The 25,400-nt window shown below is 32.2% G+C and carries 18 protein-coding genes and 3 pseudogenes; 15 read left to right on the forward strand and 6 right to left on the reverse strand.

The features are described 5' to 3' along the window. Positions 1 to 90: 90 nt before the first annotated feature. Positions 91 to 1,335: a serine hydroxymethyltransferase gene (gene glyA / locus DMR38_RS05785; RefSeq protein WP_127720408.1), complete on the forward strand. Its 1,245-nt coding sequence runs from the start codon at positions 91 to 93 to the stop codon at positions 1,333 to 1,335. A gap of 214 nt (positions 1,336 to 1,549) precedes the next feature. Here glyA and DMR38_RS05790 read toward each other — a convergent pair whose 3' ends face one another. Then, complete coding sequence (locus DMR38_RS05790; RefSeq protein WP_127720409.1) at positions 1,550 to 2,329, reverse strand: amidohydrolase family protein; 780 nt, start codon at positions 2,327 to 2,329, stop codon at positions 1,550 to 1,552. A 56-nt stretch (positions 2,330 to 2,385) separates the two neighbouring features. Next, positions 2,386 to 2,787 carry a MerR family transcriptional regulator gene (locus tag DMR38_RS05795; RefSeq protein ID WP_175412931.1) on the reverse strand — a complete coding sequence of 134 codons (402 nt, stop codon included), beginning with the start codon at positions 2,785 to 2,787 and terminating at the stop codon, positions 2,386 to 2,388. A gap of 145 nt (positions 2,788 to 2,932) precedes the next feature. On the opposite strand from DMR38_RS05795, the gene DMR38_RS05800 reads away from it, so the two are divergent. Together DMR38_RS05800 and DMR38_RS05805 are read left to right on the forward strand one after the other, a co-directional pair. Further along, a complete protein-coding gene (locus DMR38_RS05800; RefSeq protein ID WP_127720411.1) occupies positions 2,933 to 3,175 on the forward strand; it encodes a hypothetical protein in 243 nt (80 codons plus the stop codon). Positions 3,176 to 3,350: 175 nt separating this feature from the next. After that, positions 3,351 to 7,121: a phosphoribosylformylglycinamidine synthase gene (locus DMR38_RS05805; RefSeq protein WP_127720412.1), complete on the forward strand. Its 3,771-nt coding sequence runs from the start codon at positions 3,351 to 3,353 to the stop codon at positions 7,119 to 7,121. 102 nt (positions 7,122 to 7,223) lie between these two features. Here the strand turns inward: DMR38_RS05805 and DMR38_RS05810 are convergent, their stop codons facing one another. Then, positions 7,224 to 8,081 (reverse strand): MurR/RpiR family transcriptional regulator, encoded by an 858-nt coding sequence (locus DMR38_RS05810; protein WP_127720413.1) that lies wholly within the window; start codon positions 8,079 to 8,081, stop codon positions 7,224 to 7,226. A 310-nt stretch (positions 8,082 to 8,391) separates the two neighbouring features. Here DMR38_RS05810 and DMR38_RS05815 point away from each other — a divergent pair, with 310 nt between their 5' ends. The 10 genes and pseudogenes from DMR38_RS05815 to DMR38_RS22220 form a co-directional block, all read left to right on the forward strand. Beyond that, positions 8,392 to 9,492 (forward strand): zinc-dependent dehydrogenase, encoded by a 1,101-nt coding sequence (locus DMR38_RS05815; RefSeq protein WP_243124462.1) that lies wholly within the window; start codon positions 8,392 to 8,394, stop codon positions 9,490 to 9,492. Between the two features lie 50 nt (positions 9,493 to 9,542). Continuing rightward, on the forward strand, positions 9,543 to 11,066 hold the full coding sequence (locus DMR38_RS05820) for an FGGY family carbohydrate kinase (protein WP_127720414.1): 1,524 nt from the start codon (positions 9,543 to 9,545) through the stop codon (positions 11,064 to 11,066). Positions 11,067 to 11,115: 49 nt separating this feature from the next. Next, positions 11,116 to 12,147, forward strand: a complete 1,032-nt coding sequence (locus DMR38_RS05825; RefSeq protein WP_127720415.1) for a 2-hydroxyacid dehydrogenase — start codon at positions 11,116 to 11,118, stop codon at positions 12,145 to 12,147. A gap of 59 nt (positions 12,148 to 12,206) precedes the next feature. Continuing rightward, positions 12,207 to 13,103, forward strand: a complete 897-nt coding sequence (gene gnd / locus DMR38_RS05830; protein ID WP_127720416.1) for a phosphogluconate dehydrogenase (NAD(+)-dependent, decarboxylating) — start codon at positions 12,207 to 12,209, stop codon at positions 13,101 to 13,103. 479 nt (positions 13,104 to 13,582) lie between these two features. Next, complete coding sequence (locus DMR38_RS05835) at positions 13,583 to 14,908, forward strand: gluconate:H+ symporter (protein ID WP_127720417.1); 1,326 nt, start codon at positions 13,583 to 13,585, stop codon at positions 14,906 to 14,908. 166 nt (positions 14,909 to 15,074) lie between these two features. After that, positions 15,075 to 16,595 carry a gluconokinase gene (locus tag DMR38_RS05840; RefSeq protein WP_127720418.1) on the forward strand — a complete coding sequence of 507 codons (1,521 nt, stop codon included), beginning with the start codon at positions 15,075 to 15,077 and terminating at the stop codon, positions 16,593 to 16,595. A gap of 31 nt (positions 16,596 to 16,626) precedes the next feature. Further along, the gene (locus DMR38_RS05845; RefSeq protein ID WP_127720419.1) at positions 16,627 to 17,550 is read left to right on the forward strand and encodes a phosphoglycerate dehydrogenase; all 924 of its coding nucleotides are present in this window, start codon (positions 16,627 to 16,629) and stop codon (positions 17,548 to 17,550) included. A gap of 23 nt (positions 17,551 to 17,573) precedes the next feature. Further along, a complete protein-coding gene (locus DMR38_RS05850; protein ID WP_127720420.1) occupies positions 17,574 to 18,221 on the forward strand; it encodes a bifunctional 4-hydroxy-2-oxoglutarate aldolase/2-dehydro-3-deoxy-phosphogluconate aldolase in 648 nt (215 codons plus the stop codon). Positions 18,222 to 18,401: 180 nt separating this feature from the next. Then, a complete protein-coding gene (locus DMR38_RS05855) occupies positions 18,402 to 20,564 on the forward strand; it encodes a DctP family TRAP transporter solute-binding subunit (protein WP_127720421.1) in 2,163 nt (720 codons plus the stop codon). Between the two features lie 150 nt (positions 20,565 to 20,714). Further along, positions 20,715 to 20,924, forward strand: a pseudogene (locus DMR38_RS22220) (phosphoribosylformylglycinamidine synthase subunit PurQ); the annotation flags it as partial. Between the two features lie 200 nt (positions 20,925 to 21,124). Here DMR38_RS22220 and DMR38_RS05865 read toward each other — a convergent pair. After that, positions 21,125 to 21,364, reverse strand: a pseudogene (locus DMR38_RS05865) (integrase core domain-containing protein); the annotation flags it as partial. A 598-nt stretch (positions 21,365 to 21,962) separates the two neighbouring features. On the opposite strand from DMR38_RS05865, the gene DMR38_RS05875 reads away from it, so the two are divergent. Together DMR38_RS05875 and DMR38_RS05880 are read left to right on the forward strand one after the other, a co-directional pair. Then, positions 21,963 to 23,159 (forward strand): hypothetical protein, encoded by a 1,197-nt coding sequence (locus DMR38_RS05875; RefSeq protein WP_243124570.1) that lies wholly within the window; start codon positions 21,963 to 21,965, stop codon positions 23,157 to 23,159. 52 nt (positions 23,160 to 23,211) lie between these two features. Next, positions 23,212 to 23,931 (forward strand): annotated as a pseudogene (locus DMR38_RS05880) (phosphoribosylformylglycinamidine synthase subunit PurQ); the annotation flags it as partial. A gap of 294 nt (positions 23,932 to 24,225) precedes the next feature. Here the strand turns inward: DMR38_RS05880 and DMR38_RS05885 are convergent. Both DMR38_RS05885 and DMR38_RS05890 read right to left on the reverse strand, forming a co-directional pair. Continuing rightward, the gene (locus DMR38_RS05885) at positions 24,226 to 24,765 is read right to left on the reverse strand and encodes a flavodoxin domain-containing protein (RefSeq protein ID WP_127720423.1); all 540 of its coding nucleotides are present in this window, start codon (positions 24,763 to 24,765) and stop codon (positions 24,226 to 24,228) included. Positions 24,766 to 24,857: 92 nt separating this feature from the next. Further along, positions 24,858 to 25,394 carry a flavodoxin family protein gene (locus DMR38_RS05890; RefSeq protein WP_127720424.1) on the reverse strand — a complete coding sequence of 179 codons (537 nt, stop codon included), beginning with the start codon at positions 25,392 to 25,394 and terminating at the stop codon, positions 24,858 to 24,860. Between the last annotated feature and the right edge of the window lie 6 nt (positions 25,395 to 25,400).

Below are 25,400 nucleotides of genomic sequence, written 5' to 3' on the forward strand. Positions count from 1 at the left end.
GTAATATATTAATAAAGTTAAGCACTAGACAGTATAATTCTTTATTATAGGTAATTATACTGAAAATTTTTTGAAAAAGGAGAGAAAAAAATGGATTTTAGTAGCCTTAAAAATGGAGACAATGCTGTTTATGAAATAATCAAAGAAGAGTATAAAAGACAGGAAGATGGTATAGAACTTATTGCATCAGAAAATTTTACTAGTAAAGCTGTAATGGAAGCAATGGGTTCTTTTCTTACAAATAAATATGCTGAAGGGTATCCTGGAAAAAGATATTATGGAGGATGCTTTGTAGTCGATAAAGTTGAAAATTTAGCTAAAGAGAGAATGAAAGAACTATTTGGAGGAGAACACTTTAACGTTCAGCCTCATTCAGGGTCACAGGCTAACATGGCAGTTTACATGTCAGTTTTGAAACCAGGGGATACAGTTATGGGAATGAATTTAAGTCATGGGGGTCATTTAACTCATGGAAGTAAAGTTAGTTTTTCAGGAAAATTATATAATTTTGTTTCTTATGGGTTAAGCAAAGAAACAGAGAGAATTGACTATGATATGATAAGGGAACTGGCACTTAAACATAGACCTAAGATGATAGTTTCTGGAGCAAGTGCCTATTCAAGGGAAATAGATTTTAAGATAATAAAAGATATATGTGATGAAATTGGAGCTTATATGATGGTAGATATGGCTCATATTGCAGGATTAGTTGCAGCAGGAAAGCACATGTCGCCAGTACCTTATGCAGACTTTGTTACCACTACTACACATAAGACACTTAGAGGACCTAGGGGAGGAGCTATAATTTGCAAAGAGAAATATGGTAAAGATCTTGATAAAACTATATTTCCGGGCATACAAGGGGGACCTTTAATGCATATTATAGCAGCTAAAGCAGTTTGTTTTGGTGAAGCATTAAAAACTGAATATAAAGAATACATAGACCAGGTTATTAAAAATGCGAAAATTTTGGGAGAAGAACTTGTAAAATATGGATTCAGACTTGTAAGTGGTGGAACTGACAATCATCTTCTTTTAGTGGATCTCACCAATAAAAACATAACAGGAAAGGACACTGAGGAAATCCTAGAAAAAGTGGGCATAACAGTAAATAAAAATGCAGTTCCTTTTGATAAATTGGGGGCAAATATTACAAGTGGAATTAGGATAGGCACTCCGGCGGCAACTACAAGAGGCTTTAAAGAAGAGGAAATGAAGAAAATAGCTTATTTTATAAACAGTGCCGTAGAGAACAGAGATGGTGATCTTTCTAAAATTAAGGAAGAAGTAGTTGAACTATGTCATAAGTTTCCACTATATAGTGTAAATTTGTAAATAAACAAAAGCTTTTATATCTTTAGCACAATGTAATAACTAATTACAGGCATGTCAAGAATACCTTTAAAAAAGAATATTTTTGACATGCTATTTTTAGTTACTTGATTCTTTCGTCATATATTATTTAAATTTACTGTGTTTTTTACAATATCAATAAGTGGAAAGGTGTATAATAATTGATTTGTGTGGCTAATTTCACATACAGTAAATATCACATAAGGCTTAATATATTTTCACCTAGAACTAATTGTTTTTGACCATTATCTTTAATTACTGCTTCTATCATAGTTCTTGATGCTAGAGGATTTCCCCAGGGAGCATCCGAACTAAATAGAACTCTTTCTGGAAGTTCTTCCACGGCTAACTTTAATGCAATAGTTGCATAAACTGCAGATGTATCTAAATATATATTATTTATTTCCTTGGCAATTTCAATAGTATCAAGCCAATTGAGTCCTCCCATATGGCCAAGTATTACAGGTATATTTGGATTTGTTTTAGCTAAATTTGCTATACCTTTTATGTCACTTAAAGTTAAAGGACTAAAGGTGTGAATCCATATAGGCATTGGCTTAAAATTGTTCATTGAGTTGAATACATTTTTAAGTAAGTTTATATTACCAGAAGCAAGAGTAAATTCACCAATACCTATAAAGTTGTTTTTTACAATTTGATTTTCAATAAAATGGCTGGTCTCATCTTCTGAAATACCAACTGGGATACTTCCAAAGCCCTTGAATCTTTCAGGATTGCTTTTTATAACTGAAGCTAATTCTTTATTTATGGTTTTTCTTGATTCTAAAGAATTTATATTTCCACTTAAGATATTGTTTAAAGCTAATATGCCATTTTTAACTTCAGATGTTGTTTTTGCATCTTCAGGGTGTATTGATGTAGCAAATAAAATAGTTAAATCAACTTTTGCTTCGTCCATTATTTTAATTTGTTTTTCAGTAGGTAGCATTACATGTTCGTGACTGTCTATAATCATTTTAATCTATCCCTTCTATATATTGTATATAAAGAGGATAAACCTTAGAGTTGACTCTAAGTCAATGGTGATTCTAAAATTTTTTTATAAATATTTCTTCTATCTATAGAAGCATTAATTAGTATGTCCAATTCTTCTCTTTCCTTTTTTAGCTTTTGTATGTGAGTGTCCAATATATTTAATCTTTTCTGAATTATATTATGTACATTTAAACCATTTTTAAAATCTTTTATCATACAGCCTTCTTTAATGATTTCCTTGATATCATCAAGTGACATTCCTATTTTTTTGAAAAATATCAAACACTCCAGATATTTTATATCTGATTCTGTAAAGGTTCTAACTCCGTTTTTGTCTCTTTTTAACCATGGTAAAAATCCTATCTTTTCATAATATCTTATGGTATAAGATGTGAGACCTGTTGCATTTGAAACATCTTTTATGGAATAATATTTCACTATAATTACCAACCTTTCTGATATTTCAATTATATAATAGTTTGTTAAATACTCAACTAATATATTGTTTAAAATTGAAATAATATTTTATTATGTTTGTACATACAATTTATATTAAAGGAAGTATAGTGGGGAGGATATTATCATGATAAAAAGGGGAAGTTTAATTGAAGTGGAAAATACAAAATATTATGATGACGGGCAAATAATTAAGGTATTTTCAAGAGGTGCATGTTTAAGAGATTGTGAGATGGGAGAACAGGCAGAAATAATTACTTTTACAGGACACGTAATTAAAGGTATAGTTTCTCAAAACAAGTGCTTTTATAATAGACATTATAACTTAGGTAAAAATGTAAAGGAAGTATTATCAATTAGGATTCATTAAAGATAAATAAATTAGCATAGCAGCTAGCTATTTTTTAATATGATTAATGTAAAATATAATAACAACTTATAACTATATTATTCACAATGGTATATATATATGATATAATGTGTACGAACTATTATGACAAAAATGCAAAAAACGTTCGAAAAATAAGTAATGAGGAGAGAGTACAATGAGTGTTAAAAGACTATTTGTAGAGAAAAAAAAAGGATTTGACATAGAAGCTCAAGGCCTTATGAAAGATATTAGAGAAAGCCTTAATATTCATGATTTAGAAAATATAAGAGTAGTAAATCGTTATGATATAGAAAATATTGATGATAGTGAATATGAAAGATCAAAGTATATAATATTTTCAGAGAAAACTGTAGATGAAATATATGAAGAAGAATTACAAGCTGAAACGAATGCTAAGATTTTTGCCGTAGAATATCTTCCAGGTCAGTATGACCAAAGAGCTGACTCTGCATCTCAATGTATTCAAATATTAACCCAGAGTGAGAAAACTCAGGTTAAATCTTCAAAATTATACTTACTTTATGGAAACATATCTAAAGAACAATTTATGAAAATAAAAAATTATTGTATAAATCCAGTAGATTCCAGAGAAGCTTCTTTGGAAAAAATAGATCATTTAAGTGAAAAATTAGACGCACCTTCTTCTGTAAAAATTTTGGATGGATTCATAGAAAAAAGTGATGATGATTTAAAGGATATTTTAAATTCACTTGGTCTTGCTATGAGTTTGGAAGATTTGATTTTTTGCAGAAATTATTTTAAAGAAGAAAAGAGAAATCCTACAATAACTGAAATTAAAGTTATAGACACATATTGGTCAGATCACTGCAGACATACTACTTTTACTACCGAATTAAGTAAAGTATCCATAGAAGACGGAAAATTTTCTAAACCTATAAAGAAATCCTATGAAAATTACTTAAATTTAAGAGATGAGATATATGGGGAAAACAAAAAAACTGAATGTCTTATGGATCTAGCTATTATTGGAATGAAAAAGCTTAGAAAAGATGGTAAATTAAAGGACCTAGACGAATCAGATGAAATAAATGCCTGCAGCGTAGTTGTAGATGCTGATATAAATGGAAAAACTGAAAAATGGCTCGTAATGTTTAAAAATGAAACTCATAATCATCCTACAGAGATAGAACCTTTTGGAGGAGCGGCAACTTGTCTTGGAGGAGCAATTCGAGATCCTCTTTCTGGAAGATCCTATGTGTATCAAGCTATGAGAGTTACGGGAAGTGGTGATCCTAGAACTAAAATAGGAGACACTATAAAAGGAAGGCTTCCTCAGAAAAAAATAACTTTAGGAGCAGCTTCGGGATACAGTTCTTATGGGAATCAAATAGGTCTTGCAACAGGTATGGTTTCTGAAATATATGATGAAGGCTATAGGGCAAAGAGAATGGAAATAGGTGCTGTAATAGGTGCAGCTCCGTTTGAAAATGTAAAAAGGGAAGAACCAAAACCCTCTGATGTGGTAATACTGTTAGGAGGAAGAACTGGAAGAGATGGATGTGGAGGAGCAACTGGATCTTCTAAGAAACATACAGAAACGTCACTTATTACCTCAGGAGCTGAAGTGCAAAAAGGTAATCCTGTTACAGAAAGAAAAATTCAAAGACTTTTTAGAAAATTAAAAGTCAGCAAGATGATAAAAAGATGTAATGATTTTGGTGCAGGTGGAGTTTCTGTAGCTATAGGAGAACTTACAAGCGGACTTAAAATAAATTTGGATTTAGTTCCTAAAAAATATGAAGGATTGGATGGAACAGAACTTGCAATATCGGAGTCTCAAGAACGTATGGCTGTAGTTGTATCAAAGGAAGATGAAAATAAATTTATAGAATATGCATCAGAAGAAAATCTTGAAGCTACTACAGTAGCAGAAGTTACAGAAGACGAGAAACTTAAAATGTATTGGAAGGGAAAACTTATTTTAGATTTAAGCAGAGAATTTTTAGACACTAATGGAGTTAGGGCAACTACGGAAGTTGTTATAAAAGCCCCGGAAGAAAGTGGTTATTTTGAGAGCAGCAAGCAGTACAAGAATATGAATGACGGTGAGATTTTAAATAAGTGGATTGAAACACTAAAGGATTTAAATGTATGCAGCCAAAAAGGACTTGTAGAGAGATTTGATAGCACAATAGGTGCTTCTACTGTATTTATGCCTTTTGGAGGAAAGTATCAAGATACACCAATAGAAGCTATGGCTGCAAAATTGCCAGTATTAGATGGTAAAACAAATACTGCTACTTTAATGAGTTTTGGATATAATCCAGATATAGCTAAGTGGAGTCAATTCCATGGAGCTTTGTATGCAGTAGTTGAATCCGTAGCTAAAATTGCAGTTTCAGGTGGAGATGTTAATAGTATAAAGTTAACTTTTCAGGAGTACTTTGAAAGACTAGGTAAAGAACCTATTAGATGGGGAAAGCCACTTTCTGCTCTTTTAGGAGCATTACATGCTCAGCGAGGTTTTGAAATAGCAGCAATAGGTGGAAAAGACAGTATGTCTGGAAGTTTTAAAGATATGGATGTACCACCTACTTTAGTATCTTTTGCTGCAGCACTTGGGGAGGCAGATAAACTTGAGTCTCCTGAATTTAAAGGATACAGAAATAATGTAATACTTTTGAAAGCTTCTAAAGATGAATTTGAGTTACCATATTTTGAAGAACTTAAAAAAATGTATAGTGTTGTAAGCTATATGGTAAGAAAAGGAGAAATATTAGCAGCTTCTACTGTTAAAACAGGAGGAATATGTGAAGCTGTAAGTAAAATGAGTTTTGGAAATAGGATAGGAATGAAATTTACAGAACCTATGAAGGGCGAAGAAATTTTTGCTCCAGATTACGGCTCGATAGTTGTGGAAATGGATCCATCTGTAAACTTTGAAAAGAGCTTTAAAGGGCTTTCTTATAAGATTCTTGGTGTTACCCAAAAAGAACAAAGTATCAGTGTAAATGGAATTAAAATTAATATTTCAGATATGGTAGGATATTGGGGAAAAACTTTGGAAAGTATATTCCCTACATATACTGAAGTTGAAAATAAAAAAATAAAGTTTGAGCGTTTTGAAAGCAGACATAAAAATTCTCCAGTTGTGAAAGCTTCTGTACCTAAGGTTATTATACCTGTATTTCCTGGAACCAATTGTGAGTATGATTTGGGAAGGGCTTTTAAAAATGCAGGAGCAGAAGTTGATACTGTTGTAATTAAAAATTTAACTGGAAATCAGATAGAAGAGTCAGTGGATAGAATAGTGAGTGGAATAAATTCATCTCAAATTATAATGCTTCCAGGTGGATTTAGTGCAGGAGATGAACCAGATGGATCAGGAAAATTTATTGCTACTTTTTTCAGAAATCCTAAAATAGCAGAAGCTGTAATGGAGCTTTTAAATAAGAGAGATGGACTTATACTTGGAATATGCAATGGCTTTCAGGCACTTATAAAATTGGGACTGTTACCTTTTGGAGAAATAAGGGATATAGATGAGTCATGTCCTACTCTTACTTATAATAAAATAGGAAGACATGTATCCTGTATAGTAAATACTAGAATTGTTTCAAACCTATCTCCATGGTTTAGCAATGTATCTGTAGGGGATGTACATTCAATACCTGTTTCCCATGGAGAAGGAAGATTTATAGCAAGTGATTCCGTAATTAAAAATTTAAAAGATAAAGGTCAAATAGCTACACAGTATGTAGATTTTCAAGGAAATCCAAGTTATGACATAAAGTTTAATCCAAATGGATCATGTTTTGCTGTAGAAGGTATAACAAGTCCTGATGGAAGAATACTAGGGAAGATGGGACATTCAGAAAGAATTGGAAAAAGTGTTATAAAAAATGTTCCGGGAGTAAAAGACCAAAAGTTATTTGAAGCAGGTGTAAATTACTTTAAATTATAGGTATAGTGATAGACATATAGACTAGTCCTAATATAATTAAGAAGCCTAAGGTACTTTTAACAGCAGCCGTAGGCATTCTTAATTTGTTAATTACTTATAGTTTTAATATCTTTTTACTGCTATGCCAGCTCTTATTTTGTCAAGATTATTTAAGGTTATATCCAGTCTTTTTAAAGCAACACTCACAAATAGACTATTAATTAATACTAATGATGTAATTCTTGATTCCATAGCTTCACTTCTTACCATTGATTCTTTGCCATATGATGTTAATAATATATCTGAAATCTTCTGAAGCGGAGATTTTTGGTTGCTTGTTATAGAAATGATTTTAGCACCATTTTTCTTTCCTACCTTTATAGAATCGATTAAGTCTTTATTGCTTCCTGAAGTAGAAAAGGCAAATATTACATCATTTTTTTCAGCCATAGCAGCATACATAACTTGCCAATGAGAATCAGAATTGCAAACACAAGGTATACCTGTTCTTATAAACTCATGATATGCATCCAGAGCAACTATCCAAGAACCTCCCATTCCAAAAAACATTAGCTTTTTTGCATTTAATATTAAATTTACCGCTTTTTCCATTTCCGTACTTTCATTCATGCTTATGGCTTTTTGAATACTATGTATACTTGAACTCATGACCTTTTGCATTATTATATACATATCGTCATTTTCTTTAATACCCTCAAAGATATTTTCAACTGGTTTGACTATTGTACTAGCTAGGTTAATTTTAAGATCCTGATAGCCTGTATAGCCCAATTTGTTGCAAAGCCTGAAGATTGTTGTTTCACTTACCTTACTTACATAAGCAAACTCGGTAATAGAAAAATGGATAATACTTTCAGGATTTTCTAGAATATAGTGAGCTGCTTTTTTTTCCGCAGTTTTTAAATTACTATAGATTGCTCTAATTCTTGCTAAACAATCACCAGTTTCTATATTATCCATAATTACCTCCTTATAATTATTATTTAATTTAGATATAGAATTCTTAACACACAGCTAATTATAGCACAAACAATAATGTAGTGTTTATAAAATACTAGCGGGAATGGTGTAATAGGATTTTATATATTGTAAATTATGATTTCACAATACTTTTAATAACAAACATTAGCATAATGCGAAAAAAATATTTTTTATACTTGATTATTTTATACTGTATGATATACTAAAAATGAAAATAATTTTCGTAATTTATTAAATTATATAATAAAATAAGGATCTAGCTAGAATACAGCTAGAAAGAAGGGAATGAATGTATATGAAAGCAGCTATGTATAAAGGAATTGGAAAAATAGAGCTTGAGGAAATAGCAAGACCTAAAGTTGAAAAGGGAACAGTATTAATTAAAGTTAAAGCATGTGCGATTTGTGGTGGAGATTTAAGAACTTTTAATTTTGGACATAAAGCTATAAAACCACCTATTGTTTTGGGACATGAAATTGCAGGAGAAATTGTTGAAACTGCATCTGATATAGAAAAATATAAGGTTGGTGATCGTGTAATTGTTGCACCAGCTATAGGATGTGGATCATGTTCGTATTGTTTATCAGGATGGCAGAATATGTGTTATCATCGTACTACTATTGCCCATCATTATAATGGAGGCTTTGAAGAATATATGCTTATACCTGCAGATGCAATCAAAGCAGGCAATATTAATTATATTCCAGATGAAGTAACATATTTGGAAGCATCTCTTGCAGAACCACTGGCATGTGTTTTAAATGCACAGGAAGTTATAAACGTTGGATTAGGAGATACGGTAGCTGTAATAGGTGCTGGACCAATAGGATGTATGCATGCAGAAGTTGCCAGGGCAAAAGGAGCAGGTAAAGTTTTCTTGATAAATCGTAGTGAAGGCCGTTTGAAAGCAACGAAAAAATTTGGCTTTGATGAATATATATGTTCAGGAAAAGAAGATGCAGTGAAATCTGTTATGGATTTAACAAATGGACTTGGTGCTAATATAGTAATTGTTACTGCCGGCTCACCTGAAGCTGAAATAATGGGACTTAATATGGCAAGTAAAATGGGTAAAGTTTGTTTCTTTGCAGGATTGCCTAAAGACAAGCCAACAGTTAATCTAGATTCCAATCTTTTGCATTATAGACAGATTACTGTTTTTGGAACATTTTCTTCGGCACCGCGTCATAATGCACTTGCATTAGAAATGATACGCAGTGGAAAAGTTTCTGCAAAGGATATATTAACTCATGTTGTAACACTTGATAAGATAATTGATGGTATGAAATTAGTAAAGAATAGAGAAGCATTACGTGTTAGTGTAGCGCCTTGTATAGATGAAATAAATGATGAATTTAATAAACTCCCAGGTGTAAAGATTGTTAAATAGTATAAGTTAAAAGTTAAAAAATATTAATGTATTTTCGTGGGGGGAAACATATGCCTTGTTTAGTGGGAATAGATGTTGGAACGACAAATTGTAAGGCAGTAGCTTATGATATAGATGGGTCTATAAAAGCTATTGCAAAGCATAAAACGGTTACTTATTATTTGGAAGATAATTGGACTGAGTTTGATCCTGGACAGTTATGGGAGTCAGTTCAAACGATATTAAAGGACATTTCTAATCAATTAAATGGTGAAAGTATTGATGGAATTGCAATTGCTAGTATGGGAGCTGCTGGTGTACTTTTAGATGAAAACGATAACTGGATTCATCGTTCAATAACCTGGTTTGATACACGAACTAAACAGACAGCTGATTGGTGGAGAAAAACACTTGGGGATGAGAAAGTATATTCTATTACGGGTTTTGTTCCGAATCCTATGGCTGGAATAACTAAAATGCAGTGGATTAAGAATAAAATGCCTGAAAAATTTAATAAGGTAAAACACTGGCTGTCTATGCAGGATTATATTGCATATCGGCTTACAGGAGAAGCTGCAGTAGATTATTCGGTAGCTTGTCGTACAATGGCAATGGATTTAAAAAATAAATGTTGGTCAAAGGAGATTCTTAATTATGCTAACATTCCTATTGATATATGTTCAAATTTAAAAAGATCTGGGGAGTTAGTTGGAAGAATAAGCAATAAATCATCTTTATTAACAGGGATTAAAGAAGGAACTCCTGTATATGCAGGAGGAATGGATTATGTATGTGGTGCATTTGCTTCTGGCTTATGCGAAAGTGGTGAAGTACTGAGTGCAGTTGGAACAAGTGAGCAAATCTTGATGGTAACCGATGAGCCTGCTAATGATATAAAGAATATTAAAACAAATTTTACATGTGTCAATTATGTAGTAAATGATAAATATTATATTGGAGGACAAGTTATTTCATCAGGTGTAATTTTAGACTGGTTCTGTAATGAAATAGCTAAAAAGAACGTTTCAGAGTTGGTTTCTGAAGCTGAAAAATCACCCATAGGCGCACATGGAGTTATGATGCTTCCACATTTTCGTGGGAAGTATGTACCAGGGGCAGATCCACTTTCTAAAGGCGCATTTCTTGGATTAACCACATCACATACACGTGGTGATGTAGTGAGAGCTATTTTGGAAGGACTTTGTTATGAATCTACTCTTATAATAGAAAATTTACAAGAAGTAACTAATAAAGAAATAAGCTGTGTGCACGTAGTAGGAGGTGCTGTAAATTCACCTTTCTGGATGCAGCTAAAAGCTGATATATTAGGTAAAACTATTATTTGTCTGGATGTACCAGAAGAAGTTACACTAGGTGCAGCTATGATTGCTGGTATAGGTAGTGGAGTATACAGTAGCCCATCTGATGCAATACAGAAAACCCGTAAAAATGAGACAGTATATAAACCAGATGCACAACGTCATGAAAAATATCATATGATTATGGATGAAATTTATAAGCACATTTATCCTGCTTTAAAAGAGACGAATTACAGAATAAATCGCATTTCAGAAATACTTAATAAAAATGCTTAATGAAGGATGTTTAATCAATAAAAAATAAAGGAATAGGGAGGAATAGAAAATGAAATTTTTAGTTGTAGGAGATCCTATGTTATCTTCAAAAACATTGAGTGGTGCTGTACATGATATTTTTGGCAGTGATACAGAGGTAAAGGAAGTAGATTGGAAGCCAGCAAGCGACGATGAGTTCTGGTATTTGAGAAGCCAAGTAGAAAAACTTGGACCAAGTGCAGGAAAGCCGCCTAAGGAATTAGACGAAGCAGTTAAAGATGCAGACGTAATTATTACTCATCATACACCTATAAGTGAAAAATTGATAAATGCAAGTAATGCATCTTATATAGGTGTTTGCAGGGGCGGAGTTGAAAACGTAGATGTTAAAGCAGCAAAGGCAAAGGGTATCAAGGTAATGAGAACTATGGGACGTAATGCACAAGCTGTTTCTGATTTTACTATAGCTCTTATGCTGGCACAACTTCGTAATGTAGCAAAAGGTCATGAAGCACTTATTAAGGGAGAATGGAGAAAGAAATATGCTAATTCAAGTTTTATGGGTGATATGGCCGACAAGACAATAGGATTAGTTGGATTTGGTTGTATTGGAAAACTAGTTGCCCAAAAATTATCAGGATTTGATGTAAATATTGTTGTTTACGATCCTTTTGTAAAAGAAGATGTATTAGAAAAGTATAATGTAAAAGCAGTTTCATTGGAAGAGTTATGCAAGCAGTCAGATATAATTAGTGTTCATGCAAGACTTAGCGAGGAAACTAAAGGACTTATTGGCGAAAAGGAACTTTCATTAATGAAATCTACTGCATATTTAATTAATACAGCCCGAGCAGGTTTAATTAATGAAGCAGCATTAATTGATGCATTGCAGCAGCGTAAGATTGGTGGATCAGCACTTGATGTATTTTGGACTGAACCATTACAAAAAGACCATCCATTACACAAATTGGATAATGTAACAATTACACCACATCTTGCTGGTGCAACAAATGATACTTTTAACAAGACTCCATACTTGTTATTAAGAGAATTTAAAAAATATTTAGAAACCCATGAAGAATCAAGCTGGTTGGTTAAATAAGAAGTAATTTTTATAGATATGGAATTAATTTAGTAATAATGAATTTTGGAGGGAACTTAATGGATGTTGGATTGATTGGACTTGGAAAGATGGGGTATAATCTTGCATTAAATATGAAGGAGCATGGGCATGACGTTACTGCATATGATTGTAATGAACGAAATGTAAAAGAAGCTGAAAAGGATGGATTGACTGGTGCGTATGGTGTCGAAGAATTGGTTTCCAAACTTAAAGGAAGAAAAGTTGTTTGGCTTATGGTACCCGCAGGAAAACCAGTGGATACTTTAATAGATGATCTTTTGCCTCTCCTTAATAAACATGACATAATAATTGATGGAGGTAACTCTCATTACAAAGATACTTTGAGAAGATATGAAAAGATTAAGTTAAAAGGAATAGATTTTGTAGATGTTGGAACAAGTGGAGGTATTGAAGGTGCAAGGTATGGTGCATGTACAATGATAGGTGCACAAGATGAGGTTTTTGAGTATATTGAGCCGTTAATCAAAGATATAAGTGTAGAAAATGGCTATTTGCATACAGGTGAAAATGGATCGGGACATTTTGTAAAAATGGTTCATAATGGTATAGAATATGGAATGCTTGAAGCAATTGGAGAGGGATTTGAAGTTCTTGAAAAAAGTCAGTTCAACTTTGATTTTAAAGAGATAGCTCGAGTATGGAATTATGGATCTGTTGTTCGTGGTTGGCTTATGCAGTTGATGGAAGATGCATTTAAAAATGATCCGAAACTTAGTTCAATAAAAGGAATAATTCATTCTAATGGTGAGGGACTGTGGACAGTGCAGGAGGCATTGGATCTCAAGGTTTCTGCACCGGTTATAACTGAGTCCTTATTCACAAGATTTCGTTCAGAAGAAGATGATACATTTACAGGTAAAGTAATAGCTGCACTGAGAAATGAATTTGGTGGACATGATGTAGAAAAAGAATAGTTTGAATTTAATTATTATAAATTAAGGGCTATTTATATGATTTTTAAAATAGCCCTTAATTTATAAGGGCTTATCTTATTGTAGAGTATTTAAAGCTACTATGCTTTAAATCTTTCTAAGAGCATTTCTAATTGTATTTATCGTTTTTGTATATTTGAAAATATATTATTAAATTTGCTACATAGAAATATAAATTTAGCAAGCAATAAAAAAATTTTTACAAAAATGTTTTTTTTATATTGAAAAAAAATATATGAATGATATACTGTTTATAAAAGAAATATTCTTCATACATTTTATATGTAAACGTATATTTAAACTGATTATGAAAAAAATTTTTTTGAGGAGGATGATCTATGTTTTAAATCAAGTTATTGAATTAAGGATCAAAGACAACATTGTATAGACAAGCATTATATATTTAAAAATTGTGTAAACGGTTTAAAAGAAAAAATATTATGCAAAAGGGGAGTTGAATTATGCCTTTATTAATAGTTGCCTTAGGAATATTATTATTGCTAATTCTTATGATGAAATTTAAAGTAAATGCAATCATTTCATTGATAGTTGTTTCAATTACTGTTGGTATAATGGAAGGAATGCCTTTACCAACAGTAGCTACTTCAATTGAGAAGGGAGTTGGATCTACATTAGGTAGTCTTGCATTATTACTGGGATTTGGTGCTATACTTGGAAAACTCATGACTGATTGTGGTGGAGCACAAAGAATAGCAATGACACTTATAGATAAGTTTGGCAAGAAAAGAATACAAGCTGCTATTGTACTAACTGGTTTTATAGTTGGTCTTGCAATGTTTTATGAAGTTGGTTTTGTTTTGCTGATACCATTGGTATTTACTGTAGCATTAGAAGCTGATCTTCCTGTTCTTTATGTAGGAATTCCTATGGCCATAGCACTTTCTGTTACTCATGGATTTTTACCACCGCATCCTGGTCCAACAGCGATAGCCAGTGTTTACAAGGCAGATCTGGGTAAGACTCTTATATATGGTATTATTGTGGCAATACCAACAGTAATAATTGCCGGTCCTCTTTTTACTAAGTTTATAAAATGTGATAAAAAAGTAAGCGATTTGCCAAAAGGTTTGTTTACTGCAAAGATATTTAAAGAGGAGGACATGCCTGGTTTTGGAATAAGTGTATTTACAGCGTTAACTCCAGTAATTTTCATGGCATTGAATGCTATTGTAAAACTTACTTCACTTAAAGATACTGTTTTTGCTAAATTTACTGGTTTTATTGGAGAACCAACAATTGCACTTTTATTGTCAGTACTAATTGCAATATATACTTTTGGTTTAGCTAGGGGCAGGAAGATAACTGATATTATGAAAACTTCCGAGGAATCAGTAAAGACTATAGCTGTAATAATGTTTGTAATAGCAGGTGGTGGAGCATTTAAACAGATACTAATAGATAGTGGTGTAGCTGGTTATATAAAGGTTTTGATGAGTGGGAGTACTATTTCACCAATACTTATGGCATGGCTCATAGCTGTTGTAATAAGGCTTGCAGTAGGATCAGCTACGGTTGCTGGAATGACTGCAGCAGGAATGGTATTACCGATTATAACAGCAACACATGCAAGCCCTGAACTTATGGTTCTTGCAACTGGAGCAGGAAGCTTGTTTTGTTCACACTTGAATGATGCTGGATTCTGGATGGTTAAAGAATACTTTGGATTAACGGTTCCTGAGACTTTGAAAACGTGGTCAGTAGCAGAAACAATCCTTTCAGTTTGTGGTTTGATAGGTGTTTTACTATTAAACATGGTTGTTGGATAAAATAGGACAGGGCAATTCATATAATTCTGAAAATAGGAAATTTTATATTTGTTCTGATGATTTTTTATTCAATTTAAAAATGTGTTATATCAATTAGAATCGGTTTAAAATATCATATTTAATTCAGTAAGATATAGATTTTATAAAATTAAGAAGGTGTAGTAACTTGAGTGAAAATGTTTATTTGGGAATCGATATTGGAACTAGTGGGATAAGATCAAATGTATTTGATATAAAAGGTAATCAAATAGGCTTTGATTATAAAGAATATCCGACTATTTGTACTGAACGAGGAATGTTAGAACTCGATCCTGATGTTGTATTTAAATCACTTATAGAAGTAGTTAAGAATTCTATTGATAAATGCAAATTATCATTTAATGATATAAGATCTATTGGTATGAGTTCTCAGATGCACAGCTTTCTTGCAGTAGATAGAAATGGAAATAATCTTACAAACGTTATTACATGGGGTGATACAAGATCTATAGGTGAAGCAAAATTTATAGAAAAAAATTATGATTGTAATAAATTGTACAGAAAAACCGGTTGCAGGGTACAACATCCAATGTATCCTCTGAGCAATATACTGTGGGTTAAAAATAAAATGCCGCGAGTTTTTAAAAATACTTATAAATTTGTCACTATCAAAGAATATATTATTTTTAAACTGAGTGGTAAATTTTTAATTGATGTTACGGATGCTTCAGCAATGGGTTGTCTGAATATAAATAATTTTCAGTGGGATGAATATATTTTAAAAAATATATTGCAAATAGATTCAGATAGATTTGGTGAAGTCAAGGAATGCACCTATGTAGTGCCAGGCATCAAAAGTGAATATGCACGACAAATGGGAATAAAAATTGATACGCCGTTAGTAATAGGATCAGGTGATGGAATAATGGCAAATATAGGATGCGGGGGCTTTGATGATACATCAATGTCATGTACAATTGGCACCAGCGGAGCTTTGAGGATTGCTGTAAATAAACCACTTTTTGATGAAGAACAGAGGACGTGGTGTTACTGTTTTACTAAAGATATATGGGTAGCCGGTGGAGCAATAAATAATGGAGGAATAGTTCTCAAGTATTTTAGAAACCAATTTAGACAGCAGTTTGAAAAAGAAGCTTCTGAAGCTAAATATGATAATATTTATCACCTTTTTGATTACTATGCTTCACAGATAGACCCTGGGAGCAATGGATTGACCTTTTTACCATTTATAACAGGAGAGAGAGCACCTGGTTGGAATGCAGATGCAACCGGGTCATTAGTTGGATTAAGGTTTATGCATGATAAAAGGCATATTATAAGGGCATCTATGGAAGGTGTTATTTATAATATGTATTCAATATACAGGATGATAGAAAAAATTGATGGTAATGTCAAGCAGATAATTGCAAATGGCGGATATGCAAATTCAGATATATGGCTGCAAATTCAGGCGGATATTTTTAATAAAGAAATAGCAGTTGCAGGAATAACAGAAGCTTCTGTTTTTGGAGCAGCGTATACCGGAATGGTTGCTGTGGGAGACATAAGAAGTTTAAAGGATCCCATACCTAAGATGAAACCTGTTAAAGTGATAAAACCAAATAGTAAAAATGTTGAAGTCTACAAGGATATGTATAAAACATTTTTAAATTACTATACAACTATTTTGGAAAAACAATTATTTTAATTGCGTCAGTGTTGGAAAAGAGGTAACAAATATGGCAAAGATATTAATTACGCCAAGGTCGTTTGGCAAGCATAGTAAGGAGCCTTTTGAATTACTCAAACAAAAAGGATTTGAACTTGTTGTAAACCCATATGGAAGAATTTTGACTCAAGATGAAATGATTAAAGAAGTTGCAGATGTAGATGGGATTATTATAGGAGTAGATCCATTAAATGCTGAAGTTTTAAAACATGCAAAAAAATTGAAAATAATATCAAAATATGGTGTTGGAACCGATAATATTGATCTTAATTATGCAAAAAATAATAACATAACTGTTACTATAACAAAAGGAGCAAATTCAGATGCGGTTGCTGATTATGCATTTGCACTTATGATTTCAGTTGCAAGAAAAATTGTCACGATAGACAGAGGCTGCAGAAAACTTGATTGGAGTAAAGTTACAAGTATTGGCATGTATGGAAAAACACTTGGATTAATTGGACTTGGAAATATAGGTAAAGGAGTCGCAAAGAGAGCTAAGGGTTTTGACGTGAAAGTTTTAGCTTATGACGTGTACAAAGATATGAATTTTGCTTCTAGAAATAATGTACAGTACGTAACTATTGAAAAAATATTAAAGGAAGCTGATTTTATTAGTATTCATCTTCCACTGACTAAAGAAACCAAATATATAATTGGAGAAAAAGAGTTAAGCATAATGAAAGAAAATGCGGTAATAGTAAATACTGCGAGAGGTGGATTAATAGATGAAAATGCACTATATGATGCATTGAAAAATAATAAAATTTGGGGTGCAGGTATAGATGTTTTTGAACAGGAGCCACCTAAAAATAAAGAACTACTTGATTTGAACAATATAGTTGTAGGTTCACATTGTGCGGCATCAACGTTTGAGGCAGTTGACAATATGGGAATTATGGCAGCAAACAATATTATTGAAAATATAAAATAAAAATTATAAAGGGGAATTAGACAATGAATAGGGTTAGGGCAATAATGAAACTGGCGCAGGAAGGAGTTGTAGCAGTAATAAGAGCAGATTCGAAAGAACAAGGACTTAAAATAGTTGGTGCTGTAAAAAAAGGCGGCATCAAGATGCTTGAAATTACAATGACTGTGCCGGGTGTAATAGACATAATAAAAGAACTTGCCGAGCATTATAAAAATGAAGATGTAGTGATAGGTGCTGGAACCGTACTTGATGCAGAAACTGCAAGGGCTTGCATACTTGCAGGAGCAAAGTATATAGTGAGTCCAAGCTTTAATGCAGATGTCATTAAGTTATGCAACAGATATCGTATTTTAGTAATGCCTGGTGCCATGACTGTAAAAGAGGCAGTTGAAGGCCTGGAAGCAGGGGCAGAAATAATAAAGATTTTCCCGGGAAGTGTTTTCGGTCCTCAAATAATTAAAGCTTTTAAAGGACCTATTCCACAGGGTAATTTCATGCCTACAGGTGGAGTGAATTTGGGTAATGTAAAAGAATGGATCAAAGCAGGTGCCATAGCTGTAGGGACAGGTGGAGATTTGACCAAGGGTGCCAAGACAGGTGATTATGAATTGGTAACTGAAACTGCAAAAAAATTTGTACAGGCAGTGAAAGAAGCAAAGGAAGGTAAATAGAATAATAATTTACTATAATAAATTATAGGTATTTATCACCCCTAACATGTTTATTTTATAAATATAAATGTTAGGGGTGTTGCTGACAGTACATGTTAAGACATAAAGTGACTTTTGACAAACAAAGTTTAAAATAATAGTTAATAATTATATATAAATGATTCGGGGTGTTGATGTCTTATGCAAAAAAATTACTTAAAAGTTTTTTTGGCAGTATCAGTTGTATTACTAATTGTATTGTTGATTCGCATGATTATATTTAATTCTAATTTGTGTAATATAATTATTGCATTTTTGGTTTTGGTTTTGTACCTTATCAGCTTCATTACATTGAATCGTGCTGCTAAATCTCTAAAAACTGTCTGTAAACAAGTTTCAAATATAAAAGGAGGAGATTTGACGGTTACGATTGAGTCCAGGTCAAACGATGAGCTTAGTATGATAGGAAATTCAATTAATATTATGCTTGAAAATTTACGTAACCTGTTGAGTTTGATCAACGATGAGGCAGAAGAAATGTCTAAAAAAAGTGTGGAATTTGCCTCAGTGTCTGATGAAACAAACCGTGGTATAAAAGTAATTTCAGCAACAATATCTGAAATTGCTGCAGGGTCTCAAGAAACTGGTGGCATGGCAGTTGAAGCTGCAAATAAGAATAGTCAAGTTTTTGAATTGGCCGAGAATACTGCAGAAGAGTCAAAAAAAGTACTTGAAAGTACGCGAAATGTTCTTCAATCGGCAAAAGAAGGACAAATGTTAATTGAGGAATCGGTATTGGTAATAAATGATATATCTAATGTTACTGACAATAATACGAAACTTGGTAATGAATTAAAAGATAAATCAACTGAGGTAAATGGAATTGTTGATCTAATAAATAGCATTTCAGATCAAACTAATTTGTTGGCGTTAAATGCTGCGATTGAAGCAGCAAGAGCGGGTGAACACGGCAAGGGATTTGCAGTTGTAGCTGAGGAAGTTCGCCAATTATCCAATCAGTCACAGCAGGCAGCAAAAAGAATAAGTAAAATAATAGAAGGTATGCTTTTAGATACGTCACAAGTAGTTAAGGCATTTGAAATTATGAGTAAAAGTACTGTCTCGGGTGTAGATACTATAAATAAAGCAAAGTGTAATTTTGAAAGTATTGTAAACAGCATTGAAAAATCAAGGGAAAAGCTACAGCAAGTGGTTACTCATGCAAATAATCAATCAAAAGCTACCAACGATTTGATGTCTACAGTGCATAATGTAGCTGCTATTGCTGAAGAATCTTCAGCTTCCACGCAAACTGTATCTGAAAATAGTGAACAAATTTCTAAATCAGTCGCTTCAATAGCTGGAAATGCAAAGAAGCTTTCAAATATGGCTGGCAATTTGGAGCAGGCACTTTTCAAATTTAAGTTTTCAAATGTGAGAACTCTCAGAGTCGGCTTTGAAATGACGAATAATTCTATATGTTATGCCGGTATGGAGAGATTTGGACAGGCATTGGAAAAACGTACCAATGGCCGGTATAAACTTAAGATTTACCATAGTGCACAACTTGGAACAGGTATGGATATGATAGAGATGCTGGGTAAAGGTACTCTTGAAATGACATATCCGTCGTTTTCAACATTGGCTTGCTTTGACAAGAGATTTATGATATTTGATTTTCCTTTTATATTCAAAAATGAGTATATAGCAGACAAAGTACTTAATGGTACTTTTGGAAGAAAGCTATTGGATATGCTTGAGGAATATGGATTTTATGGACTTGCATTTGCTGAAAATGGTTTTAGGGATACTACCAATTCTGTACGTCCCATAACAAAATTAGAAGATATTAAAGGTTTAAGAATCAGGACAATGGAAAATGATTTGCATATTGATACTTGGAAGTATTTAGGCGCAGAACCTGTACCACTTCCCTATGCAAAATTATATAATGCAATGCGTAAAAAGGAAATAGATGGCCAAGAGAATCCTGTTACGGCAATTTACGGTGATAGATTTGATGAGGTTCAAAAATACTTGACATTGACCCACCATGTATATTCACCATTCGTACTTATGTATTCAAAAAAATTGTGGGATACGGTTCCGGAAGACGATAGAAAAATCATTATAGAATGTGCCAAAGAAGGAGCACTTTATACTACAGAGGTTAATAGAAAGAGAGTTGACAGATGTTTATCGGAATTAAAATCCAGAGGAATGAAAGTTGATTCTATAAGTCCGGATGAAATGCTTAAAATTAAGGATGCTGTCAAACCTGTTGTTGATAAATACAAAAATGAAATCGGTAAAGAATTAGTAAAAGAGCTATTTGATCAAATTAAAAAAGTTGAAGGAATATAGCAAATAACTTCTATTAATTTTTAGACTATACGTCAATACTATATTAAAACATAGCATTAAATTTAAAGAAACCCTATAACTGACAAATTCACATTAAAAGATAAAGGTCAAATAGCTACACAGTATGTAGATTTTTAAGGAAATCCAAGTTATGATATAAAATTTAATCCAAATGGATCTTGTTTTGCTGTGGAAGGTATAACGAGTCCAGACGGAATAATACTTGGCAAAATGAGACATTTGGAAATAATTAAAAAAAACGCTATAAAAAATGTTGCAGGAGTAAAAGACCAAAAGTTATTTGAAGCAGGTGTAAATTATAGAGTTTATAAGAGGCTACCCCCTACAGATAAAAATTGAGGAATTACAGAAATATTTAATAGGGAGGTAGTCTTTTATCCTAAAGTTTTTCTCCTTCTATTTCTAGTATGTTTGAAAGAGCTCTTACAGGGGCTCTTGAGCTTTTCTCGAAAAAGTGGACACTCGAGAGTTAAGTATTCTCCTAATATCGCATATTTACTATCCTATCTGATTTAACAAAATTTTCTATATAAAATTAATTATGATACCATTAAAATCCTAAATTCTTTTCTAAATTGAGATGGTACATTATAACCAATTGCCTGATTCTTTCTCTGATTGTTATAATATATTTCTATGTACCAGAATATATCTCGCCTTGCCTCTTCGCGTATCCTATATTCCTTCTGGTAAAGCAATTCACATTTTATAGTACTGAAAAATGTTTCGGCACATGCATTATCATAACAGTTACCCTTGTGGCTCATACTGCATATTATTTTGTTTGACTTCAAAAATTTCTGAGATTCAGTTGATTATAATATATATCCTAATGCTGTATATTCTAGATTATTAGGCGGATTATATTGTTTCAGATTATTATTAAAAAATAATGCAATAACTTTAATCGTGAGAAAGATATAGCTAATATTATGATTTAGATGCAATAGTAGTAGAAGCAGCAATTTGCCTTTGTATAATGTAGTCATAACATTTAATTGTCACAAACAAGGTTACAAAATTACTGATAGAAATGGTTTTGATTACCTAGTAGATCAAATAAAAAAAGCGGAGAAAGAGTTTAACATGAAAACTGACATTTTCATGGAATCTAATGGCGTATACCATCTTACTCTTTTCCACTTTCTTAAAGATACATTTGAAACATGTATCCTTAATCCATTCATTGTTAATTGTAACAAAACTGTTAGCTTTCTGTTATGTTATTCAATGGTTTAGAATTATAAAAAAAGCTAATATATATATAAACACTTTAAAACAAATTTTTGGATTACTTATATTAAAGTTAGGGAGATGGTAAAATAATTGAATATAAAAAAATTTATTTTTAAAAATGAAAATTATTATAAAATTGTAATGATCTTAGGAATGGTATTATGCATATTATGGATATTGCTTGTGGACACAAAACCATATTCGGATTTTGACTATTATTATAGACTATCAGTAGATATAGCAAATGGTCTTCCATGGGGGGACACTTATACATCAGTTGGATATTGTATGCTTCTTGGTGGAGTTTTTAAGCTTTTAGGGGCAAGTTTATTTAAGGCAAAGCTTCTTAATTTATTTTTAACTTTTGCAAGCTATGCATTGTTTTATGGTGTTATAAGAAAAATAAGTTTAAAAGAAAGACATAGAAAGATAATATTTGCATTATTTGTTTTTATGCCTAACAACATATTTTATAATAGTTTGGTGGCGACGGAGCCTTTATTTACTACTATACTTATTTTTATTACGTTTATATACTTTAGAGATATTAAACATAAGTATTTTTACATAGGTTTGCTTGTGGGATTAAATGCATTGGTAAAACCTTTTTTTATTGCCTATTTCTTTGTTATATTTTTATTGGAATTATTAATAGAGAAAAGAATTATTGCTTCTATAAAAAATTCATTAATAGTTTTGATAGTTTGTGCTATCACTATAGCACCATGGATATACAGAAACACAAAGATTATAGGTCAATATACTTATATATCTAATAATAAGGGAATTGTTCTATATATAAATAATAATTCTCAAAATAAGATGGGGAGATGGATGCCTGCAGATAAAGTAGAAAATTCTATTGTGAAAACAGAGGAATACAAGAAGGCTAATATGACGCAGAAAAATAAGATGCTCACAAATGCGGCTAAAAAATGGATAAAGTCTCATCCAATGAGATTTATAGAATTAGGCTTCAAAAGATTATGTAATGTATATTTTCTGGGAGATGACATACTTTACAGTACTCATGGAAGCTATATAAGCGGTGCTGACGAAGCTAATTTATTTGCTTTTACTAATAGTATTAGAAACGTGATTTTTGTGCCAGCTATAATATATATATTAATTTATAGTATGGTAATTTTAAGAGCTATATGGAAAAGAAAAACCCATCTTTTAAATAAATATACTGTATACAATGTAATATTGTTTTATATGTTTACATGTGTATATTTTATAACAGAAGGACAGGGAAGATATGCTTTCCCGGAAATATTTATAATGATATACTGTTTTTATTATTCTATAAAGCCTTTAACACATAGGAGTTATTAACTTTATATTTTTAAATCTCAATTATGAAAAATTTGTTTCAAATTTACATATTGTAAAAATTTCTGTACCTAAGGTTATTATACCTGTATTTCCTGGAACTAATTGTGAGTATGATTTGGGAAGGGCTTTTAAAAATGCAGGAGCAGAAGTTGATACTGTTGTAATTAAAAATTTAACTGGAAATCAGATAGAAGAGTCAGTGGATAGAATAGTGAGCGGAATAAATTTGTCTCAGATTATAATGCTTCTAGGTGGATTTAGTGCAGGAGATGAACCAGATGGATCAGGAAACTTTATTGCTACTTTCTTTAGAAATCCTAAAATAGCAGAAGCTGTAATGGAACTTTTGAATAAGAGAGACGGACTTATACTTGGAATATGCAATGGCTTTCAGGTGCTTATAAAATTGGGACTGTTACCTTTTGGAGAAATAAGGAATATAGATGAGTCATGTCCTACACTTACGTATAATAAAATAGGAAGACATGTATCGTGTATAGTAAATACTAGAATTGTTTCAAATTTGTCGCCATGGTTTAGCAATGTATCTGTAGGGGATGTACATTCAATACCTGTTTCCCATGGAGAAGGAAGATTTATAGCAAGTGATTCCGTAATTAAAAATTTAAAAGATAAGGGTCAAATAGCTACACAGTATGTAGATTTTCAAGGAAATCCAAGTTATGATATAAAGTTTAATCCAAATGGATCATGTTTTGCTGTAGAAGGTATAACAAGTCCTGATGGAAGAATACTAGGAAAAATGGGACATTAATGTACAATAGATTTATTAACTAGCATTTTTCTCAAAAACGAATCAAGGACTGCTGCAAAACTAATTAAAAGTTAGTTTTGCAGCAGTCCTATTTTTGTATAAATATAGTAAATGGGAACCCTGAAGGCCTCTCAAGTGTTGTATAATTTAGTTATGTTAGTAACAAATTATCAATATAAAAATTATACAAAATTTAATGGATATATTATGAATTGGTTTTACCATTGAATTTAGAAATGTTAATACATGAGGATGATTCAGTTCGATTTGAGTTAGCAGGTTTTTATTGCTTTATCCGGCAAGCCTCTGAGCTAATTTCCTCGCATTTTCCTGAATTTCTTTCAGTTTTTCTTCCGTCGGCAGTCCTCTTATATCTCCCATGCGTCCCAGTGTACTGTTCTCAAGAGAAGTGATAAACTCACTGAGGATATACCATTTGTCCAAAACGTCAAAACCAATATGGTCAAAAAACTGACCCATATAAAGTCCAGTCGGTATTGCTTCATCTATCCCGGTATGAGGTCCCGAATATGTACAGAAGACGAGTGTGTTTTTTCCAACACGGGGACTGCTTGGTTTAACCTTTCCGATACTTTTGTAATACGTGAATTTTTTCTTTAGGAATTCGTTAACGGGCTGGGGAACGCTCCAGTTATAGGATGGTGAACCGACGCAAACAAGATCATAATCAAAATAATCTATTTGCTCAGCATCCTGAAATTTCATGATTGATGTCTGCATTCCTCCTTCGGTCAACCCGACTTCAATAGCTTTAGCTACCTTCTTGGTATTTCCGGTAAAAGAACAATATAATATGATAGCTTTTTTCATAACTATTTTCCTCCCTTTTATTAGAAATATTATAATATAGAAATCCAATTCTAATTTATATGTATGCAATCTAATGGAAAGTTTTCAAGGTTTTAAATCCTCTTTCCTAATTGAAAAGCTTCTTCAATCCACTTAGTATCTTTTACTTCAGCTGGTTTTTCTACTCCACGCCCACTTACTATTCCCAAATTTTCTACTCCAATATATTTAGTCAGTTCCTTATAATAATCAGTTAAAATATTTGTAACCCAGCTATCCTCCTTACAGGCTGCTGTAAGTAAAATGGAGTACTTAATTTTTCTGCCTCGTACACTTTCTGCATAGGTTCTGTCTATTACATTTTTTATGCTCCCCGGAAATCCTAAATAATAAACCGGAGATGCAATTACTATTGTATCGTGGTTCTGTAAAAGTTTATATAGTTCTGTCATGCTGTCTTTTTGAATACATTTTCCATTGTTCCTTTGGCAGTAATCACATGCCTTACATGGATTTATTGTAGCATCACCTAACCAATAAGTTGTTACTTCATGACCGCTCTCTTTTGTTCCATTTGAAAAAGCTTCTGCCAATGCTGCAGTATTTCCGTTTTTACGCGGGCTTCCTAACAATATCAATATCTTTCTCATTATACT

It is taken from the genome of Clostridium sp. AWRP (assembly GCF_004006395.2).
In the GTDB taxonomy this organism is placed as follows: Bacteria; Bacillota; Clostridia; order Clostridiales; family Clostridiaceae; genus Clostridium_B.